The following is an 18,728-nucleotide window of genomic DNA, read 5'->3' on the forward strand; positions in this document are numbered from 1 at the left end:
GCGCCAGAGTGGCTTACGCTGACTTCTTGTTCTGCCGGTTCTTGACGAGATCGTCGACCACGCCGGGATCGGCCAGGGTCGAGGTGTCGCCCAGGCTGCCCGGTTCGTCCTCGGCGATCTTGCGCAGGATGCGGCGCATGATCTTGCCGGAGCGGGTTTTGGGCAGGCCGGGCGCGAACTGGATCTGGTCGGGCGAGGCGATCGGGCCGATCTCCTTGCGCACCCAGGTCACGAGCTCCTTCCGCAGATCGTCGGACGGCTGGACGCCGGCCATCAGGGTGACATAGGCGTAGATGCCCTGGCCCTTGATGTCATGCGGGAAGCCGACCACGGCGGCCTCCGACACCTTCTCATGCGCCACCAGCGCGCTCTCGACTTCCGCGGTGCCCATGCGGTGGCCGGAGACGTTGATGACGTCGTCGACGCGGCCGGTGATCCAGTAGTAGCCGTCGGCATCGCGGCGGCAGCCGTCGCCCGTGAAATACTTGCCCTTGTAGGTCGAGAAGTAGGTCTGCTCGAAGCGGGCGTGGTCGCCATAGACCGTGCGCATCTGGCCCGGCCACGACCGCGTCAAGCACAGATTGCCGGTGGTCTCGCCGTCCAGCACCTTGCCATCGGCATCGACGATTTCAGGCACCACGCCGAAGAACGGCTGCGTTGCCGAGCCTGGCTTCAGCTTGGTCGCGCCCGGCAGTGGCGTGATCAGGATGCCGCCGGTCTCGGTCTGCCACCAGGTGTCCACGATCGGGCAGCGGTCGTCGCCGACGACGCGGTGATACCATTCCCAGGCTTCCGGGTTGATGGGCTCGCCGACCGAGCCGAGCAGGCGGAGCGACGCGCGCGAGGTCTTCTTCACGGGCTCGTCGCCGCTCTGCATGAGGGCGCGGATGGCGGTCGGCGCGGTGTAGAAGATGTTGACCTTATGCTTGTCGATGACGCTCCAGAACCGTGAATTATCCGGGTAATTCGGCACGCCTTCGAACATCAGCGTGGTCGCGCCGTTGGCGAGCGGCCCGTAGAGAATGTAGCTGTGGCCGGTGACCCAGCCGACGTCGGCGGTGCACCAGTAGATGTCGCCGTCATGATAGTCGAAGACGTATTGATGCGTCATCGCGGCGAACACGAGATAGCCGCCCGAGGTGTGCAGCACGCCCTTGGGCTGGCCGGTCGAACCTGACGTATAGAGGATGAACAGCGGATCTTCGGCGTGCATATGCTCGACCGGGCATTCCGTCGTCACCATCTTGGCGGCGTCGTGGTACCAGAGATCGCGCGAGGGATTCATGTCGACAGCGCCACCGGTGCGCTTGACCACCACGACCCAGTCGACGCCGTCGGCCTTGGCGAGCGCGGCGTCGACATTGGCCTTGAGCGGCACTTTCTTGCCGCCGCGCAGGCCTTCGTCAGCGGTGATGATCACCTTGGACTGGCAGTCGTTGATGCGCTGGGCGAGTGAGTCCGGCGAGAAGCCGGCGAACACCACGGAGTGGATCGCGCCGATCCGCGCGCAGGCCAGCATCGCGTAGGCGGCCTCCGGAATCATCGGCAGATAGATGGTGACGCGGTCGCCCTTCTTGACGTTGCGGGTGCGCAGGATGTTGGCCATCCGGCAGACCTCGTCGTGCAGCTCCTTGTAGGTGATGTGCCGGGACTGCGAGGGATCGTCGCCTTCCCAGATGATCGCGGTCTGGTTGGCGCGTTTGTGCAGGTGACGGTCGATGCAGTTATGGGCGACGTTGAGGATGCCGTCCTCGAACCATTTGATCGAGATGTTGCCGGGCGCGAAGGAGACGTTCTCGATTTTGGTCGGCGCGTGCATCCAGTCGATACGCTTGGCCTGCTCGGCCCAGAAACCGTTCGGGTCCGAGATAGAGCGGGCGTACATTTCCTGGTACTTGGCCTGGTCGACCCAGGCGCGCTTCGCCCATTCCGCCGGAACGTCGTAGATCTTCTCGGACATGATTCCCTCCACATACGGCTAGCCGAACCCAAGCGACAGGCGAGCCAACTCGATCGTTGAACCGATTATGCGTCGGGCTAACCGGACCCGACAAGGAGCACAAGCTGGACCTTCGGCGAGCCGCCGACCATGCGGAGGATCAAGCCGCGAAGGCCGGTTGTCGCAAATCTGAAACAGGCCGGGAGGGGCCTTTTGGCTCTTTACCCAAATCGCCGGAACAGGCCGGTGCAGAGCCCCATGCGCCCCACGAAGGTAATTAGAAACCGTCCCTCACTGATTCGGGACTCGCAATACGGTTCGGAACACCCTAAGTGGCTAACCCGGGTCCCAAGAGACCCTCCAAGAGACCCTCAAGCGGCCCCTTGGAACAAAATTCAGAACAGCGGCATTGAACGGTAACAGACAGGGCCAGGCATAAGACTATGATGGATCAGCAGAATCTCGGGACGATACGGCCCGCTTCAGCCGATCCTGCCGCTATTGCGCTGGCCAAAGCCCTCGGACAATGGCCGAAACCGGCCGGTTCCAGCCGTTCCAGCCCCAAAAAGGTGTTCGACACGGCGCCTGCGGCGACTGTCGAGGCCCTCGCCAAGGAGCTCGGCTTGCGGCTCGGCGACCAGAACGAGCTGACCATCCGCCGTATCAAGCGCGGCAAGGGCTATTCCTTCGTCCGTGGCAATGGCGCCCATATCCGGGATGCCCGCACCATCCGCCGGCTGCACGCCATGGCGGTGCCGCCGGCCTACCGCGAGGTGCGTTACTCGGCCGATCCGAGCACGCATCTCCAGGCGGTGGGACGCGATGCCGCGGGCCGGCTGCAATATCGCTATCACGCCGATTGGGAAAAGGTTCGCGAGCACCGCAAGGCGCATCGCCTGGAAAAGCTCGTCGGCGCGCTGCCAAAGATCCGGCGCAAGGTGTCGGCGTTCCTGTCGGGCGACGAGCCGACGCGCGAGTTCGCGCTCTCGGCCGTAATCGAGCTGATCGCGCGCACCGCGATCCGCCCCGGCAACGAATCCTATGCCCGCCTCAACGGCACCCGCGGCGCCACCACGATGCTGAAATCCAATGTCACGCTGGAAGACGATAGCTTCGTGCTGACCTTCAAGGCGAAGGGTGGCAAGGCGGTGCGGAAGGAGTGCGACGCGGCCAAGCTGGTGCGTGCCATCGGCATTCTGCGCAGCGTTCCCGGCAAGCGCATGTTCCAGTATCGGGACGCCTACGGCATCGTCCGGGCCGTCAGCACCACACAGGTGAACGCGTTTCTGCGCGAGATCGCCGGCATCAAGATTTCACTGAAGGACTTTCGCACGCTGATGGCGTCTGCCGTCGTCGTCGAATCCTTGTCGCGGATCACGCCGGCGACCAGCCAGCGCGGCCGCAAGAAGCAGGTGCTGGACGCGATCCGCGCCGCCGCCGACCAGCTCTCCAACACGCCGGCGATCTGCCGCAAGAGCTACGTCCACGACACCATCGTCACCGCCTTCGAGGACGGCATCCTCGAGCGCTTCGCCGCGACCATGAAGGGCCAGCGCTCGCAGGCGAGGCGCGAGCAGCTGTTGCAGCAGGTGGTGGCGACCGCGGCGGTTTAAGCCGCCCGCCGGCATCACATCTTGTCGGATAAACCCCTGTCGGGACCGGGATCGCTGCCTGAAGCTGCGCTCGTGAGCCGTCCCAGGTAATGCGCCCAGCCCTTCGCGTGCGCAGCCGCCTGCTCTTCGCTCGGCAGCCCGCTATGGGTCATCCGCAGCAACGTGCCGCCATCGCGCTCGATCAGGTCGATTTCAATCAGGCTCGAGCCGGGCGGCACTTCCTGACCGCCCTCCCAGCCGAACGTGTAGGCGAGGCGATGCACCGGCACGACTTCGCGGAAGGCGCCGCGAGCGACGCTGCCGCGCGGGCCGATACCCTTCAGCAGATAGAGCCCACCGGGATGCGGCTCCGTGGTGGCGTCGGAGCCCATCCAGCTCAGGATCTTCTCGGGGTCGGTCAGGTAAGCGAAAACAGTGGCACGTGGGGCCGCGATCTGGGTCTCGCGTCGCACTATGAACGGTTCGGTCATCGGCGATCATCCCTGGGCTGACACCGGGACATGGCGGCGCTGGTGCGGCCCGTCAAGGATTGCCCGTGACAAAGGCGGCCTTGCTTCGCCATCATCGGGCCATGCAGCTCTCTCCGACCCTCGCCTGGCTCGTCGATGCCGCCTCCGATAGTCCCGGGGCCGACCGTCTGCTTGCGGATCTGGGCGCGCATCTGATCGCCGACGGCCTGTCGCTTGCGGCAGGCGCCCTGACGCTGGAGGTACCGCATCCGTTGATCGCGAAGCGGACCTGGTTGTGGCGTGCGGAGAGCGGCCGGGTGATCGAAGCGCTCGGCTTTGCACCGAGTGGATTGGCGCCCGATCCGCCCAACGATGCCGGTCGCCGCTGGTTGCGCGACATCGCAGATGGCGAGGTGCACGAAGATGCCGCCGGGCGGCCCGATGGACCGTTGCTCGGCTGGATCGGGCCGCGTCCGTTCACCCCGGATGAAATCGGGCAGCTGCGCCAGGCGGCGCGCTTTGCCGCGACTCCCCTTGCCGTGCTCGCTGCGCGCGCCACGTTGCGGGCGACGCTGGATGCCTATCTCGGCAAGCGCAGTGCGGAGCGCGTGCTGGCAGCGCCGCTGCGGCGCGATCTCGGCGAAACCATTCAGGCCGCGCTGCTCTATGCCGATTTGCGCAATTTTACGAGCCTGTCGGAAACCACACCGCCTGCGGAGGTCATTGCCGCGCTCGATGCCTGGTTCGACCGCATCGCCGGCGCGGTGCACGCCTTCGGCGGCGAGGTGCTGAAATTCATCGGCGACGGCGTGCTCGCGATCTTTCCGGTGGTCGAGGCATCACCGCGCCGCGCATGCGATGCTGCCTTGCGTGCGGCAAGCGCAGCCGAAGCCGGAATGGCATATCTCAACGCCGAACGCAGCGCCAAAGGGCTGTCGCCGCTCGCCTTCGGTGCCGCCCTTCATCTCGGCGAGATGCTCTGGGGCAATATCGGCGCCGCAAACCGGCTCGATTTCACGGCGATCGGTCCCGCCGTCAATCTCGCCAGCCGGCTCGAAGGATTGTGCAAGCCGCTCGGCAGGACCGTGCTGGTGTCGGGCGTGCTCGCCGCCGAAACGGATATGCCTCTGATCGCGATGGGATCGCATCCGCTGCGCGGCATTGCCGCGCCATGCGAGGTCTTTGCGCTGTCGGCCCCATAACTGCAGACATCGTAGCCCGGATGGAGCGCAGCGTAATCCGGGGTCGTGCCTCGATCTGAACTGTCCCGGATTGCGCTACGGTACCGCCTAGACCCCGCCCATCTTGCAGACGAGCTTCCATTCCTCCGCCGTCACCGGCTGCACCGAGAGGCGCGAATATTTCACCAGGGCCATTTCGGCGAGCTTCTTCTCGGCCTTGATCGCCGCCATCGTCACCGGTGTCTTCAAGGGCTTGTCGGCCTTGATGTCGACGCAGACGAATTTCTCGGTCTTGTCGGTCGGGTCCGTATAGGCCTCCTTGATGATCTCCGCGATGCCGACGATCTCCTTGCCCTCGTTGGAATGGTAGAAGAACGCCTTGTCGCCCTTCTTCATGTTCACGAGGTTTATGCGCGCGGTGTAATTGCGTACGCCGGTCCAGGCCTCGCCCTTGGCGCCCTTCGCCACCTGCTGGTCCCAGGACCACACCGACGGTTCGGATTTCACCAGCCAGTAGTTCATCGCAACTTGCCCCATTCGCTTATGTCTCACGTGCCGCGACCATACAAGCACGCGGATACCCGCGACAAGCGCGGGCATCCGGTATCCATCGCAGCGCTCACTCCTTCAGATATCGGTCGAAGAATCTTGCGATATCGGTGAAAGCTTCCTTCGTCTCCGGCGCATTGATGTTGAACTGGTACTGCGCGTGCGACTGGCCTTCATAGACGTTGAGATCGGCGATCACGCCGGCGCGGCGCAATTTGCGATGCGTGCGCACCGTGTTGCTGAGGAACAGATCGCGTGTGCCCGACGTCAGGATGGTCGGTGGGAAGCCCTTGAAGTCACCATAGATCGGCGAGATGTAGGGATTTTTCAGGTCCGTGCCGTTGGCGTAGAGCTTTGCGGCGCGGCCGAGCCAGCCGTCCCAGGTCACCAGCACGTTGTCGACCCACTCATTGCTGGCATAGGTGTCGCCGACCTTGTCGATATCGGACCACGGGGTGCCCGGTGCGATCGCCGCCGGCTTCGGCAGCTTCTCGTCCTTGGCCCGCAGCACCATCGCCAGCGTCATCGCCCCGCCCGTCGACGTCCCGAAGATCGCCATCCGGCGTGAATCGTGCTCCCTGGTGACCTCCTTCCAGACTGCCATCGCATCGTCCATCGCGGCGGGATAGGGGAAGTCGGGCGGCATGCGGTAGTCGACCGAGATCACCTTGAAGCCGCCAAAGCCCGCCATCATGATCGCTTCGGGTAACGCGGCTTCGCCGGGCCCGAACACGTAGCCGCCGCCATGGACGTGGACCAGAAGGCGCCGTCGGTTCTCGGGTGGGATCTTGTTCGGCGTGACGATGAAGCAATGCACGCCGGCAATCTTTGTCTCCTCGACCTTGACGCCGAGCTTCTCCTTCATCGTGGGAACACCTGCGATCGACAGTTTTGCGCGGCGATCGATCAGCTCCTTCCACTCTGCCGGTGTCTTCGGGTCCGCATTGAAGTGCGGCGGAAACGGTGCGCCGATCATGGCCTGCATATCGGAGCTGACGTCACCCGCGGGATTGCCGATCGATTTGACCGGCGCGATCCGCTTGCCGTTTTCGGCATTGGCCGCAGCTTCGTTCTTGGCGAGCTCGTCATAGGAGAGTGCGGCCTGGGTGTAGGCCGCGGTAGGTAGCGTAACGGCGGCAAGTGTGATGATGGCGATCGAAACGATCGCATGATGCGGTTTGCGCATGCGTTCTTCCCTTGGATCCGTTTCGTTGTTGTTGGACCGGGATCCTGCGGTGTGCCGCTAGGCTAGACCAGCATGCAGAGGTCGTGAAGTGCCACCCGCGACGCTTGGGCCGCCGTCATTCTTCGGCCTTGAACGGCCGCGTCAGCAGCCCTTCGATCGCTGCGTCGATCGTCAATCTTCCGTCCAGGATGGCCGCCACCGCTTGCGAGACCGGCATGTCGACGTTCCGCGCGGCGGCGAGCTCGACCAGCACCGGCGCTGTGAAAGCGCCTTCCGCAAGCTTGCCGGCCGGTGCGGCCTCGCCGCGACCGAGCGCGATCCCAAGCGCGAAATTGCGCGATTGCGCGGTCGAGCAGCTCAGCAGGAGATCGCCGAGGCCGGAGAGTCCCGACAGCGTTTCCGTGCGCGCGCCGCAGGCACGGCCGAGCCGTGCCAGCTCGCTGAAGCCGCGCGTGGTCAGCGCAGCAAGCGCGGAGGCGCCGAGGTTGCGGCCGACCACGATGCCGGCCGCGATCGCCAGCACGTTCTTGGCGGCACCGCCGATTTCGACGCCGCGCACATCCGTCGTGTGATAGGGCCGGAAGGTCGCCGAGCCCAGCGCCTGCACCAGCGCGCTCGCCAAGGCCTCATCCTTTGCTGCCAGCGTCACCGCCGTCGGCAGGCCGCGCGCGACGTCGTCGGCAAAGCTCGGGCCCGACAGGATCGCCGGCTGCGCGTGAGAGGCGGCCTCGGCGATCACATCGGTCATGAATTTATGGGTGCCGTGCTCGATGCCCTTGGCGCAGGCGACGATCGGCGTCGGCTTTGCAAGGTGCGAGGCCAGCATGTTGACGGCGCCACGCAGATGCTGCGCCGGCGTCGCGATCAGCAGCATGTCGGCGCGCGCGGCGAGCGCCAGCTCGCTCGTCACGACGATCTCCGGCGCCAGCCGCACGCCCGGCAACCGCGGATTGTCGCGGGTCGATGCAATGCGCGTCGCATGCTCGACATTGCGCGCCCAGAGCGTCACGTTCCGACCTGCCCGTGCCGCCACCGTCGCCAGCGCCGTGCCCCAGGCGCCCGCGCCGATCACCGCAACGGACTGGAACGTGGTCATTGCTCGATCCCTCCACTCCCTCGCCCGGCTTGTGGGGAGAGGGTCGTCGGGGTGAGGGGGAGTCTCCGCAAGGACGGTGACAGAGAGATTCGCGGAGAGTCCCCCTCACCCGGATTGCATCTACGATGCAATCCGACCTCTCCCCGCAAGCGGGGCGAGGTGAAGTGGAGCTCGCGGCGACACCACAGCATCAATAGCCCGCCCGCGTCTTGCCGTAGCCCGCCGGCGCCGTCGCGTTGGCATCGAGCAGCCAGCGCGCGCGGGGCTGGGCTTCCATCGTGTCGGTCATTCCGAGCGCGAGGCGTTCGGCGCCGGCCCAGGCGATCATCGCGCCATTGTCGGTGCAGAGCGCGGGCGGCGGCATGATCAATTGCGTCTGCGCTTGCTTGGCAACGTCATGCAGCGCGCCGCGGATGGCCTGATTGGCGGCGACGCCGCCGGCGGCCACCAGTGCATGGGGTGCGCCGAACCGCTCGCGGAAAAGTCTCAGGCCGACGCTCAGGCGATCGGCGGTTGAGTCCAGCACGGCCGCCTGGAAACTCGCGCAGAGATCGCTGATGTCCTGCGGCGTGATCTCGGTGAGCCGGCTCGCCTCGGTGCGCACCGCGGTTTTCAATCCCGACAGCGAAAAATTGGCATCAGGGCGTCCCTGCATCGGCCTCGGAAGCGCAAAGCGCGTGGCATCGCCGTTGGCCGCCGCGCGCTCGACCTGCGGTCCGCCGGGATAGGGCAGGCCCAGCATCTTCGCGACCTTGTCGAAGGCCTCGCCGATCGCGTCATCAACGGTGGTGCCGAGCCGCACATATTGCCCGACGCCGGTGACCGCGACGATCTGGGTATGGCCGCCCGAGGCGAGAAAGAGGCAATAGGGAAACTCGATCCCGTCAGTGAGGCGCGGCGTCAGCGCATGCGCCTCCAGATGGTTCACCGCGACCAGCGGTGTGTCGTGCACCATCGCGATCGCCTTCGCGGTGGTGAGCCCGACGATGACGCCGCCGATCAAGCCCGGTCCCGCCGCGGCGGCGACACCGCTGAGCTGGGCGTAGTCGATGCCGGCCTCGTGCATGGCACGGTCGATGATGCCGTCGAGCACATCGACATGTGCGCGCGCGGCGATCTCCGGCACCACGCCGCCGAAACGGGCATGCTCCTCGATCTGGGACCGCACGATGTTGGACAGGATCTTGCCGCTGCCGTCAGGCGCGCGCTCGATCACCGCCGCGGCGGTCTCGTCGCAGGTGGTTTCGATGCCCAGTACCAGCATTGGCGAATTGTTATCCAATTTGCGCCCTTCTCACCCCCCTTGCGCTCATCCGCAAAGCAGAGTTCTGGTACGTCCGGTAGCATTCCGGGGTCGGCTTGCGCAATCGTCACGCGCGGCCATCCCAGCGAATGCGTCACCGTCACGCGGTTCGGGAACACGAGCGATGTCCATTCTTGTCACACGGCCGCATCCCGACAATGAGGCGACGGCGGAAGGTCTGCGCGCGCGGGGGCATGTGGTGTTGCTCGCGCCGGTGCTCAAGTTCGAACCGATCGCTTTTCACGACGAAAGCGAGGCGAATTACAGCGCCATCATCGTGACGTCGGCCAATGCGATCCGTGCCGTCGCGCCGCAATTGCAGGATCTTGGCTTAAAGAACCTTGGCCTCCTGAAGCTGCCGCTGTTTGCGGTCGGCGAGCACACCGCGACCGCCGCGCGCGATGCCGGCTTTGCCGAGGTGATCGTCGCCGGCGGCGATGCCGCTTCCTTGCGCGACACGGTCGTTCAAAGTACGCGCGCGAAGGTGCTGAAGAAGAAAGGCACGCTGCTCTATCTCGCGGGCGCTGATTTGTCGCGCGATCTCGGCGGCGAGCTCGGTGCAGAGGGATTCAACGTGGTCACGCAGACCACCTATCGCATGGCGCCGGTCAAGCATCTGCCGCGCCAGGTCTGCGAGGGCTTTGCCGCCCATGGCGTCGAGGCGGTGCTGCATTACTCCCGGCGCAGCGCGCGGGCCTTCCTGGAGGCGGCACGGGGTGAAGGTGTCGAAATCTCGGCGCTGGCGATCCCGCAATGTTGCCTGTCCGAGACGGTCGCGGCCGTGCTGCGCGATGCCGGTGCGTCGCAGGTTCTAGTGGCTGCGACGCCGGACGAAAATGCCTTATTTGGCACCTTGGAGCGTGCTTTGCGTACCCGTTTGGCGTAAGAGGTCGGGCCGAATCCGACGCAATCGGGTCCGCTCTGGTATGGAAGTGTGAGGAACCGTCACGATGGCCGACGACAAGCCTGAAGACGCAGGATTGGCCCCCGAGCCCGGTCGTGCCAAGCGCACCCCGCCCACCATCGACCTTGAGGCGACCGAAGTCTCGACCCAGCCGCAGGAGGTGGCCGCCGAGCCGGCGTCCGGGCAAGCCGCGCATGAGCAGGCCAAGGTCGAAGAGGCCGAGGTCGACGAAGCCAAGCCCGAGCCGCAGCCCGAACACGCCGAAGAGCAGCCTTCCGTGGCGTCGGCGCCCGTCTCGCCGCCGATTTCTCCCTGGGTCATTGCGCCGTTCTCCGGCGCTGTCGCAGCCGCGTTGGTGATCGGGGTTGGCTGGGCGCTGGGTTGGCCCGCCGTGCAGGCGCCTCCGGCCGCGCCGCAAGTGACGAGCGCGACCGTCGACGAGTTGAGCGGGCGCGTTGCGGCGGTCGAAGCCAAGGCCGGCAAACCCGCCGCCGATCCTGCGCTGGTGGCGCGGATCGACGCGCTGGAAAAATCAGCGAGCGCCTTGCGCAGCGACGTCGCCAATCTGCGCGCGCAATCCGACAAGACCGCGAGCGCTCTCAACAACACGACATCCGTGCCGCGCGCTGCGGCGCCTGATCTTGCCGCTCTCAGCGATCGCATTTCGCAGCTCGAGCGTGCCAGCAAGACCGAGCGCGCCGAACTCGCACAGCAGGGCGAGAAAATCGCGGATGCGAAAACGACGGATGACAAGCCGCTGCGCCACGTGGTGGCGGCGGCCCTGCTCGACGTCGCCGTGCGCCATGGTGACGCTTACGAATCGCAATTGACCGCGGCGCGGTCGCTGGCGGCCAGGCCCGAGATGCTGAAGCCGCTCGACACATTTGCTTCGTCCGGCATCCCGACGCCGGTGGCCCTGAGCCGCGAGCTGCTCAACATCGTGCCGAAATTGTCGCCACCGGCGGAAGCCCCGGCCGCCGGTGCCGGCATCGTCGAGCGCCTTCAGGCGGGCGCGTCAAAACTCGTTCGCATCGAGCGCACCGACGGCGTCGGCAATGATCGCGGCGCCGTTGTCGCGCGCGTGACGGCCTTCGCGCTCCGCAACGATTTCGTCGAGGCGCGGCGCGAGCTCAAGACGCTGCCCGAGGCCGATCGCGCCCCGGCGCAGGCCTGGCTCGACAAGGCCGATGCCCGCGACGCCGCGCTCGCCGCGTCCCGCAAATTCGCCGACGATGCCATGGCCGATCTTGCCAAATCCGGTACGGCCAAGCCTGGTCAATAAAGGTTCGCGCAACAATCCGCGCGTATAGGAATCGCCATGCTTCGCATCGTCCTTTTCCTCGTTTTGATTGCACTCGCAGGCGCGGGCGCGGCCTGGGTTGCTGACCAGCCCGGCGAGGTCGTGATGACCTGGGGTGCCTGGCGAGCCTCGCCGACCATTCCAGTGTTCGTGCTTCTTCTCGGCATATTTGCCGTGGCGATCGTGCTGCTCTGGAGCATCCTGACCACGACCTGGCGGTTGCCGGGCCGCATGCGGCGGCGCCGTCACGAGAAGCGTCACGCCCGCGGCCGCCACGCCATCACCCAGGGCCTGCTCGCGATTGGCCATGGCGATACCGGCCTCGCTCGCCGTCACGCCGATACCGCGCGGCGACTTGCAGCAAACGATCCGCTCGCGCTGCTCCTGCATGCGCAATCGGCCCAGCTCGAAGGCAATCGCAGCGAAGCCCAGCGCGCCTTCCGCGCCATGGCGGAGCGCGAAGATACGCGGCTGCTCGGTTTGCGCGGCCTGTTCATCGAGGCTCAGCGCGCCGACGATGCGGTCGGCGCCGTGATGATCGCGGAGGAAGCGATCAAGCTGTCGCCGTCCTCGACCTGGGCCTCGCATGCGGTGCTCGGCTTCCGCTGCGCCCGCGGCGACTGGAGTGGTGCGCTTGCGATCCTCGATTCGAATTTGTCTGCAGGCCTGATCGACAAGCAGGCGTATCGCAGGCAGCGCGGCGTGCTGCTCACCGCGCGCGCGCTGGAACTGGAAACGATGGACCGCGACGTCGCGCGCGAGAGTGTGACGGAGGCGGTCAAGCTCGCGCCGACGCTGGTGCCGGCCGCAGTGCTCGCTGCGAAATTCGAGAGCGAGGCGCATCAGGTGCGCCGCGCCATGAAGCTGGTCGAGGCCGCCTGGCTCGCCAATCCGCATCCCGATCTCGCCGAGGCCTATGCGCACGTCAAACTCGGTGATTCCGCGCGGCAGCGCTTGCAGCGGGTCGAGACCCTCGCGGCCAAAACGCCCGCCGATAAGCCCGGCCATGTCGAGGGCCAGCTCGCGCTCGCACGCGCCGCGATCGATGCGTCCGAGTTCGCCCGCGCCCGCGCGGTGCTGGCGCCGTACGTCAACGATCCAACCCAGCGCGTCGCGCTGCTGATGGCCGAGATCGAGCGCACCGAGCATGGCGACGGCGGCCGGGCCCGGGCCTGGACCTTGCGCGCGGTGCGCGCCCGCCACGATCCGGCCTGGACCGCGGACGGCTATGTCAGCGATCGCTGGCGCCCGGTCTCCCCGGTCACCGGCCGCCTCGATGCCTTCCAGTGGCAGACGCCGGTCGCGAGCCTGCCCTCGGACAAGGGCACCACGATCGAAGCCTCGGCCTTCGAGGAAGCCATGCTGGCGGCCCCACCGCCGAAGCGGGTGACGGCAGCCCCGAGCGAGAGCCCGGTGGAACCGGTCGCGACGGCTCCGGTTCCGGCGCCGGCCGCGCAGGACAATTCGCCCTCGGCCGCCAAGGACGAGCCCGCGGCCACGCCCGCCGAGCCGACCCCAGAGGTTGCCGAATCATCGCCGGTGGCGGCGACACCGGTGTTCCGGACCCGCGCCGACCTCGGTAAGCCTGCGCCGGCCCCGATCCCCGCCGTCATCCCGATCGTCCGCGCGCCCGATGACCCCGGGATCGATGACGAGGGTCCGAGCGATGAATTTACGGAACAAATCGGCACGCCAAAGGTCCAGGCCGGTGGCTGGCGCGGATTCTGGTCCCGCTGGGGCGCATGAGGCGTATTTCGCACCCCGCTTGTCCTTGCCAATTCGGGCCATGCCCGATATCAGGAGCGCGCGTATCGGGGCCGGCATCGCCCGGACCCGGCAGGGTTCGCCGCAATAGCTCAGTCGGTAGAGCACGTCATTCGTAATGACGGGGTCGGGGGTTCGAATCCCTCTTGCGGCACCAGCGCCTCACTTCGTCCGATCGTCACAAGCCGGCTTCTTGCCCACTGAGACCAGCTCGCATGCGCGTTGCGCTCGACGCCGGTGTCACTACGATGTGCCGCCGAAACATGTGCGTGACGGGGCAAGTGGTGGGTACGGAGAACAGAGCCGGCACGACGGATCAGAACGCATGGTTGGTTCTGTCCGATCTCACCGTCGATGCCGTTCCGTTCACGTCCGCAGCTGCGTACGGACCGCTCCAGGGGCCGAGCCTGCATGGTCCTTTGCCGAGGCCGTCCCCGCAGGTTCACGACGATGCATGACATCCTCGTCGTTGCCGTTGCGATGCTGGCCTTTGGCTGCATCGGCCTGCCGTTCTCGCTGCTCCTGCCATCGCATCGGTTTTCGGTTCGGTGGGCGCTCGCGCCTCCCATCGGCCTTGGCCTGCTGGCTGCGGCGACGGCTGTGTTTTACGTTCGCGGCAATATCGCGCCGTGGATCACCATGGCGATTCTCCCAACAGGTGGCCTCGCGCTCACCGTGGCGCTGCTGGCGACCCGTCCGCTCGCGATCCCTCGCCGAATGGCCGTGGTCGTTGCGTCGGCCGTCGCTCTCATCGTCATCATCTGTTTGGCGCCGGCTTGGGTAGGCGGATATCGATTCAGAGTTTTCCAAGGCAACGTCTACGACCACATGCTTTACGTCGGCTCGGCGGTTTCATATCGCGTTGTCGATTATGCCACCCTGGTGGTCCGATCCAATGCGGACTTGCCGGATCCAATCTTCCCGATGGCACTGTGGTTCGTCGATTGGCGCGGCGCCGTTTCGATGATGCTTGGAGCAATTGCGGCTCTGACGCGCGGGAGTGCAGTTGATTGCGCTTATCCATATATGGTTGCGTTGCAGCTCAATATGCTCTTCGCGGCACTTTTCGTCTTTACCAACGTTTTGGCGCTTGGACGACGGATAGCTGCTGTATGCGCAACCGCGCTCGCGATCGGATTCTTCGGGCAATATATTTTCGATATCAATGCAATGTCGCAACTGGCGGGACAACCACTTTTCCTGCTGCTATTCGGTTTCACCGTTCTTGCTTTCGATAAAGACCGCTTCGGAATTGGCGTCTCAGCGATCTGGCGGATGACGGCGATATTCGCGGCACTCATTGCCGGCATCTTCTTCTTGTATCCGGAGCCGCTCACCATCTACGGACCGGCAAGCGCCACGGCAGCGGTTTTCGCGCTCCGTCATCGCGGTCCACGGCAGGCCATCCCGGTCGCCGCCGCAGGAATGGGTGGCGGCATCGGCATCGGTCTCCTGATGTGTGTCCCGTTGTGGTCAGGAACGGGAGCGTATGTCGTAAGAGTTCTGAGTCAGGCTGCGGGCGAAACACCGGATTGGTGGAAATACTTTCAGCGCCATTTGTTCGGCCGTGAAGAGTTTTACCTCGATGTCGTCAGCGGTCAGTCGACGAGTCTCGGCGATCTACTCTACGCTTGGTTTTCATGGCCGGTAGAGGCCACAATCGCTGGCCTCGGTTTATTTGCAGTTTTGCCGACATATGGTTGGCCCGTCGCGCTTGCCATCGTCTGGAAGCTTGTTCTGTACGGTTTCACCATGCTGCTGCTGATGAACATCGCAGCGACGATCCTGTGGGCGTGGCGCACCGAGCCTGAAATGGCCAGGACACGTTTTTTCCTCGGCAGCATCGTGGGCTGTCTGGTCCCGCTCGGGATATTGGCATCAGGCCACGGCTGGGCTGCGGGCAAAGGCCTGGCCATGGCTGCACCCATGCTGTTCGCGCTCGTCATCTCTCCACTCGTGACAGGGCCAAATAATCTGACGGGTACGATCACGAGCTGCCTCGTCGTTCTCGGCCATTTGTGCCTTGGCTTGGCGCGGCCATTCCTCGTTGTCGGCCATGCACTGCCCGGGCTACCGACCGCGGCGGCGCAGGTGGAAATGCAAAAGGCCTCGCTCGACTGGGACTATCGGCGCATCAGCGCGGAGATTGGGACCTGCAAGGGCCTCGTGATCGAGACATCCAATCCAATGATGGACAATCTATTGAGGCGCGTTGCGGTTGAAGCTGGCGTTGCGTGGGCAGCCCCAAAGACGATGAATTGGCCCAGCCGATCAGGCCAGGACTATTTTCCAACTGGCTGGGAGCAATTTGATTGTCTCGCATCGGCTGATCGACTGACGGCGGGCAACGGAAGAAAGCTCATCGATCTCGCAACGGAGCATACCGCGCGAGATTTTCTCAATGGACGTCGAGACAAGCTCGAAATCGGAACGCAAACTCCGGCAGTAATCATGACAACAGGGCTGTACGGTCTCGAAAGGACGCCAGGTGGCGATCTTCAGTGGGCCGGCCCAAAGGCGACGTTCGAACTTCCCAACAGACCATCTCCGGCACGATCGCTGCAGTTCCAGATATGGCCAATGCCCGTGTCGGGAGACCGGATGAGTATGCGCATCAACGGCAGGCCCGTATTCTCGGGACCTCTACCCCAATCGTTGCTGACGCGATCGCTGGACGAATTCTCGGGCGACGAGACGCTTCGACTGGAAATCGAGACCAATGCTCCAACTTACTTCCCCGGCGATCCTCGTGAACTCGGCTTCGCGATCAGGGAATTGAGCCTGCAACGATGATGAATCGGCGGAAATGAGCAGATCGGGCCCATTCGAGGCTCGCGTGATCTCCGTCACATAATCCCGCTCGCGTCTCCCCTAATGTCCCGGTCACGCAAACACGGGGAGATTTCACATGCGCAAGATCATTCTGGTTGCCGCCATGGTCCTGGCCTCTGCGTCTGCCCACGCAGGCGAGCGCAGCCTGTCGCTGTCTACGGCAACGGCCGCGCCACAAGCCACAACGACCACCGCCCCAACGACACAAATCAGCGAAGTCGCGCCGGTCGTCGAGGCGCCGAAATATGTCGATCGCCCGCCGGCAATCCCGGCCCCTCCCGCTCCGGCCGCCGCCCCTGCTCCTGCTGCAGCGATCGCTCCCGCCGTGACCACGACGGCTGCGGCGCCGACGGCAACTCAACCTGCGCCGAAGACGACGGCAAAGGCCAGCAAGCCGAAGCATCAGCGAGCCTGGACCGAGCGCCGCATCATCAGCGAGCTGCATCGCCACGGCATCTATTGGTAAGCGGTCGCTCGCCCCAAAAAGCAAATGGCCGGGCGAAAGCCCGGCCATGCGCGTATCGAAGCGGTGATCCCGTTACTGCGAAACCGTCTGCACCACGCTCGAGATCGGACGCGTGGTCGTGCTTGCGGTCGGCACCTTCAGATCCTTCATCACCGCCTCGTCATATTCCGGCAGTGACTGGAGGGTCGTCTTGGCCTTCATCTGCACGATCTTGTAGCCGCCGGCCTTGAGCCGCGCGAGCAGCGCCGGCATGGCTTCGCCGGTGTGCTTCTGGAAGTCGTGCATCAGGATGATGCCCTTGCCGAGCTTGTCGAGCCTGGTCATCACGGTCTCGATGATCTTCTCCGGCGTGGCGCCCTTCCTGAAGTCGAAGGAGTCGATGTCGGTCGAGAACATCGCGACGTTGCGGGTGCCGAAATAGCTCACGATCGCCGGATTGTGCTGAAGCTGCGGGAAGCGGAAGAACGGCGCCGGGTTGGCACCGAGCGCGTATTTCACCGCGCTAATGCCCTTTTCGACTTCGTCCTTGGCCATCTGCTCCGTCATCTTCTTGCCGTTCAGATTGACGTGCGACCAGGTGTGGGTGCCGACCGTATGGCCCTGAGCCAGCACCTGGCGCAGGATCTCCGGATGATAGGTCGCGTGCTTGCCGACCGAGAAGAACAGGCCCTTGGTGCATTCATCCGCGAGCGCCTTCAGCACTGCGGGCGTGTTCACCGGCCAGGGACCGTCGTCGAAGGTCAGCACGACCTCCTTGTCGGTGAGGAAGTCGAACTGCTTGAAATGGTCGAAGCCGAAGCCGGGGCCGCCGGTCGTGTCGATCTCGACCACGCGGGAGACGCCCAGCGCGTTCGGATTGGCGCAAGTCTGCTTCTGCTGCACCGGCATGGCCGGAGCGGGCGCAGGCGCCGCTGCCTGAGCAAGTGTCGCCGGCTTGGCCGCGATCGTCGCGGTGGTCGCAACGTCATCCTTGGCGGCGAGCTTCGCCTGTGCCGGCAAGGGATCGGCGGCACGGGCGGCAATCGTCTTGGGAGCGCCCTGATCGGCGCGCGAGGAATAATAAAACCAACCGCCGGCGGCGATCACGACCGCCGCAAGGACACTGGCCAGCATCAGGCCCAACGCATTACGCATCGCTACTCTTTCCAATTACGCAACCAAACCTGCGGAATTTCCCGCGCGACGAGCCATTAATGCGAAGGAACAGTTAACGTGACACCAACACGACAGCGGATGCGGAGGAATTTCAGCAGGGTGCGCCAAAGTGACCGAAGTCACAGTTGGGGTGCGGCCCGTGACCGTCATCACAGTGGAAACTGTTTTGCTGGAGCATCGTAGTTCCCATCAACAACGGGCCTCGCCACGGCGGCGCCAATGGGAGCTTCAAATGACCACCTCGCTGAACACCAAGTCTTTGACCGCCAAGATCCGCGACACCAGCCTGGCTCTGGGCTTTGCCGCCATCGTCTCGATCATCTCGACGACCTCGAGCTTCGCCTTCTCGGCCGAAGCGCAGCAGCAGTGCACCGGCGACGCCTTCCGTCTCTGCTCGTCGGAAATCCCCAACATCCCGAAGATCACGGCGTGCATGATGAAGCATCGCTCGGATCTGAGCGCCGGTTGCCGCGCGGTGATGGACAAGGACCTCGCCAAGGGCGCCTCACGCAAGGTCGCTGACGCCCAGGACAGTCAGTAAAAGACAGTCAGTAAGCGCAACGATCGTTGCGTCGGTTAGCTCCCCTTCGCGACGTGCCCCGGCGTCAAGCCGGGGCCACGCGGCGGCATCATTCAGCCCGTCAATAAAGCCGTTGCGGCTCGGGGATCGTCGCACTAGCTTCGCCCGCACATCTTCCGGGTAAGAGGCATTACGCGATGACCAGATTCCTTTTCATTGTCCCTTTGATTCTGTGCGCGTCGGCGGCATCAGCGCAGCAGCAGCCTGGCCACGATGCCTGCGCGCGCGATGTCACGCGCTTCTGCCGTCCCGTGATGAACAATGGCGACGGCGCCGTGCTCGCCTGCCTGAAGCAGAACCGCACGCGGCTGAGCAAGGGCTGCGACAAGGTGCTGACCGAGCACGGGCAGTAATGATTCCCGTAGCCCGGATGGAGCGGAGCGAAATCCGGGTTCGTTCCACGCAGCGAGA

16 protein-coding genes and 1 tRNA gene are annotated in these 18,728 nt (G+C 64.9%); 10 read left to right on the plus strand and 7 right to left on the minus strand.

The genetic code is table 11. The features are described from left to right. Nucleotides 1-13: 13 nt before the first annotated feature. Nucleotides 14-1,960: an acetate--CoA ligase gene (gene acs, locus AC1RR3_RS19405; protein ID WP_492824699.1), complete on the minus strand. Its 1,947-nt coding sequence runs from the start codon at nt 1,958-1,960 to the stop codon at nt 14-16. 422 nt (nt 1,961-2,382) lie between these two features. On the opposite strand from acs, the gene AC1RR3_RS19410 reads away from it, so the two are divergent. Further along, entirely contained in the window at nt 2,383-3,552 is a 1,170-nt protein-coding gene (locus AC1RR3_RS19410; protein ID WP_492824700.1) for a DNA topoisomerase IB, read from the plus strand. Between the two features lie 14 nt (nt 3,553-3,566). Here AC1RR3_RS19410 and AC1RR3_RS19415 read toward each other — a convergent pair whose 3' ends face one another. Next, nucleotides 3,567-4,022: an SRPBCC family protein gene (locus AC1RR3_RS19415; RefSeq protein ID WP_492824701.1), complete on the minus strand. Its 456-nt coding sequence runs from the start codon at nt 4,020-4,022 to the stop codon at nt 3,567-3,569. A gap of 101 nt (nt 4,023-4,123) precedes the next feature. On the opposite strand from AC1RR3_RS19415, the gene AC1RR3_RS19420 reads away from it, so the two are divergent. Beyond that, on the plus strand, nt 4,124-5,203 hold the full coding sequence (locus AC1RR3_RS19420) for an adenylate/guanylate cyclase domain-containing protein (RefSeq protein ID WP_492824742.1): 1,080 nt from the start codon (nt 4,124-4,126) through the stop codon (nt 5,201-5,203). Between the two features lie 87 nt (nt 5,204-5,290). Here the strand turns inward: AC1RR3_RS19420 and AC1RR3_RS19425 are convergent, their stop codons facing one another. From AC1RR3_RS19425 to tsaD, 4 genes are all read right to left on the minus strand, one after another. After that, a complete protein-coding gene (locus AC1RR3_RS19425; protein WP_492824743.1) occupies nt 5,291-5,704 on the minus strand; it encodes an EVE domain-containing protein in 414 nt (137 codons plus the stop codon). 97 nt (nt 5,705-5,801) lie between these two features. Continuing rightward, on the minus strand, nt 5,802-6,917 hold the full coding sequence (locus AC1RR3_RS19430) for an alpha/beta hydrolase (RefSeq protein WP_492824702.1): 1,116 nt from the start codon (nt 6,915-6,917) through the stop codon (nt 5,802-5,804). Between the two features lie 115 nt (nt 6,918-7,032). Continuing rightward, complete coding sequence (locus tag AC1RR3_RS19435; protein ID WP_492824703.1) at nt 7,033-8,013, minus strand: NAD(P)H-dependent glycerol-3-phosphate dehydrogenase; 981 nt, start codon at nt 8,011-8,013, stop codon at nt 7,033-7,035. 190 nt (nt 8,014-8,203) lie between these two features. Continuing rightward, nucleotides 8,204-9,277: a tRNA (adenosine(37)-N6)-threonylcarbamoyltransferase complex transferase subunit TsaD gene (tsaD, locus tag AC1RR3_RS19440; protein WP_492824704.1), complete on the minus strand. Its 1,074-nt coding sequence runs from the start codon at nt 9,275-9,277 to the stop codon at nt 8,204-8,206. A 163-nt stretch (nt 9,278-9,440) separates the two neighbouring features. Here tsaD and AC1RR3_RS19445 point away from each other — a divergent pair, with 163 nt between their 5' ends. From AC1RR3_RS19445 to AC1RR3_RS19470, 6 genes are all read left to right on the plus strand, one after another. Continuing rightward, nucleotides 9,441-10,202, plus strand: coding sequence for a uroporphyrinogen-III synthase (locus AC1RR3_RS19445; RefSeq protein WP_492824744.1), 762 nt, complete (start codon nt 9,441-9,443; stop codon nt 10,200-10,202). 64 nt (nt 10,203-10,266) lie between these two features. Continuing rightward, nucleotides 10,267-11,502 (plus strand): COG4223 family protein, encoded by a 1,236-nt coding sequence (locus AC1RR3_RS19450; protein ID WP_492824705.1) that lies wholly within the window; start codon nt 10,267-10,269, stop codon nt 11,500-11,502. A 36-nt stretch (nt 11,503-11,538) separates the two neighbouring features. Next, nucleotides 11,539-13,266 carry a heme biosynthesis protein HemY gene (locus AC1RR3_RS19455; protein WP_492824706.1) on the plus strand — a complete coding sequence of 576 codons (1,728 nt, stop codon included), beginning with the start codon at nt 11,539-11,541 and terminating at the stop codon, nt 13,264-13,266. 99 nt (nt 13,267-13,365) lie between these two features. Then, nucleotides 13,366-13,441 (plus strand) — tRNA-Thr (locus tag AC1RR3_RS19460). Between the two features lie 293 nt (nt 13,442-13,734). Further along, nucleotides 13,735-16,077, plus strand: coding sequence for a hypothetical protein (locus AC1RR3_RS19465; RefSeq protein ID WP_492824707.1), 2,343 nt, complete (start codon nt 13,735-13,737; stop codon nt 16,075-16,077). 115 nt (nt 16,078-16,192) lie between these two features. Continuing rightward, nucleotides 16,193-16,582, plus strand: coding sequence for a hypothetical protein (locus tag AC1RR3_RS19470; protein WP_492824708.1), 390 nt, complete (start codon nt 16,193-16,195; stop codon nt 16,580-16,582). Nucleotides 16,583-16,654: 72 nt separating this feature from the next. Here AC1RR3_RS19470 and AC1RR3_RS19475 read toward each other — a convergent pair whose 3' ends face one another. Then, on the minus strand, nt 16,655-17,716 hold the full coding sequence (locus AC1RR3_RS19475) for a polysaccharide deacetylase family protein (RefSeq protein WP_492824709.1): 1,062 nt from the start codon (nt 17,714-17,716) through the stop codon (nt 16,655-16,657). Nucleotides 17,717-17,969: 253 nt separating this feature from the next. Between AC1RR3_RS19475 and AC1RR3_RS19480 the strand changes: the two genes are divergently transcribed. Together AC1RR3_RS19480 and AC1RR3_RS19485 are read left to right on the plus strand one after the other, a co-directional pair. Continuing rightward, nucleotides 17,970-18,278, plus strand: a complete 309-nt coding sequence (locus tag AC1RR3_RS19480) for a hypothetical protein (RefSeq protein ID WP_492824710.1) — start codon at nt 17,970-17,972, stop codon at nt 18,276-18,278. Nucleotides 18,279-18,454: 176 nt separating this feature from the next. Further along, nucleotides 18,455-18,670, plus strand: coding sequence for a hypothetical protein (locus AC1RR3_RS19485; RefSeq protein ID WP_492824711.1), 216 nt, complete (start codon nt 18,455-18,457; stop codon nt 18,668-18,670). Nucleotides 18,671-18,728 lie beyond the last annotated feature (58 nt).

Source organism: Bradyrhizobium sp. GW821-FHT13H05 (assembly GCF_058804065.1).

Coding starts and splice junctions, on each gene's coding strand:
- tsaD (WP_492824704.1), bottom strand. CDS start 9,277: ATGCTGGTACTGGGCATCGAAACCACCTGCGACGAGACCGCCGCGGCG.
- AC1RR3_RS19475 (WP_492824709.1), bottom strand. CDS start 17,716: ATGCGTAATGCGTTGGGCCTGATGCTGGCCAGTGTCCTTGCGGCGGTC.
- AC1RR3_RS19480 (WP_492824710.1), top strand. CDS start 17,970: ATGACCACCTCGCTGAACACCAAGTCTTTGACCGCCAAGATCCGCGAC.
- AC1RR3_RS19420 (WP_492824742.1), top strand. CDS start 4,124: ATGCAGCTCTCTCCGACCCTCGCCTGGCTCGTCGATGCCGCCTCCGAT.
- AC1RR3_RS19455 (WP_492824706.1), top strand. CDS start 11,539: ATGCTTCGCATCGTCCTTTTCCTCGTTTTGATTGCACTCGCAGGCGCG.
- AC1RR3_RS19410 (WP_492824700.1), top strand. CDS start 2,383: ATGATGGATCAGCAGAATCTCGGGACGATACGGCCCGCTTCAGCCGAT.
- AC1RR3_RS19425 (WP_492824743.1), bottom strand. CDS start 5,704: ATGAACTACTGGCTGGTGAAATCCGAACCGTCGGTGTGGTCCTGGGAC.
- AC1RR3_RS19485 (WP_492824711.1), top strand. CDS start 18,455: ATGACCAGATTCCTTTTCATTGTCCCTTTGATTCTGTGCGCGTCGGCG.
- AC1RR3_RS19435 (WP_492824703.1), bottom strand. CDS start 8,013: ATGACCACGTTCCAGTCCGTTGCGGTGATCGGCGCGGGCGCCTGGGGC.
- AC1RR3_RS19470 (WP_492824708.1), top strand. CDS start 16,193: ATGCGCAAGATCATTCTGGTTGCCGCCATGGTCCTGGCCTCTGCGTCT.
- AC1RR3_RS19450 (WP_492824705.1), top strand. CDS start 10,267: ATGGCCGACGACAAGCCTGAAGACGCAGGATTGGCCCCCGAGCCCGGT.
- AC1RR3_RS19430 (WP_492824702.1), bottom strand. CDS start 6,917: ATGCGCAAACCGCATCATGCGATCGTTTCGATCGCCATCATCACACTT.
- AC1RR3_RS19445 (WP_492824744.1), top strand. CDS start 9,441: ATGTCCATTCTTGTCACACGGCCGCATCCCGACAATGAGGCGACGGCG.
- acs (WP_492824699.1), bottom strand. CDS start 1,960: ATGTCCGAGAAGATCTACGACGTTCCGGCGGAATGGGCGAAGCGCGCC.
- AC1RR3_RS19465 (WP_492824707.1), top strand. CDS start 13,735: ATGCATGACATCCTCGTCGTTGCCGTTGCGATGCTGGCCTTTGGCTGC.
- AC1RR3_RS19415 (WP_492824701.1), bottom strand. CDS start 4,022: ATGACCGAACCGTTCATAGTGCGACGCGAGACCCAGATCGCGGCCCCA.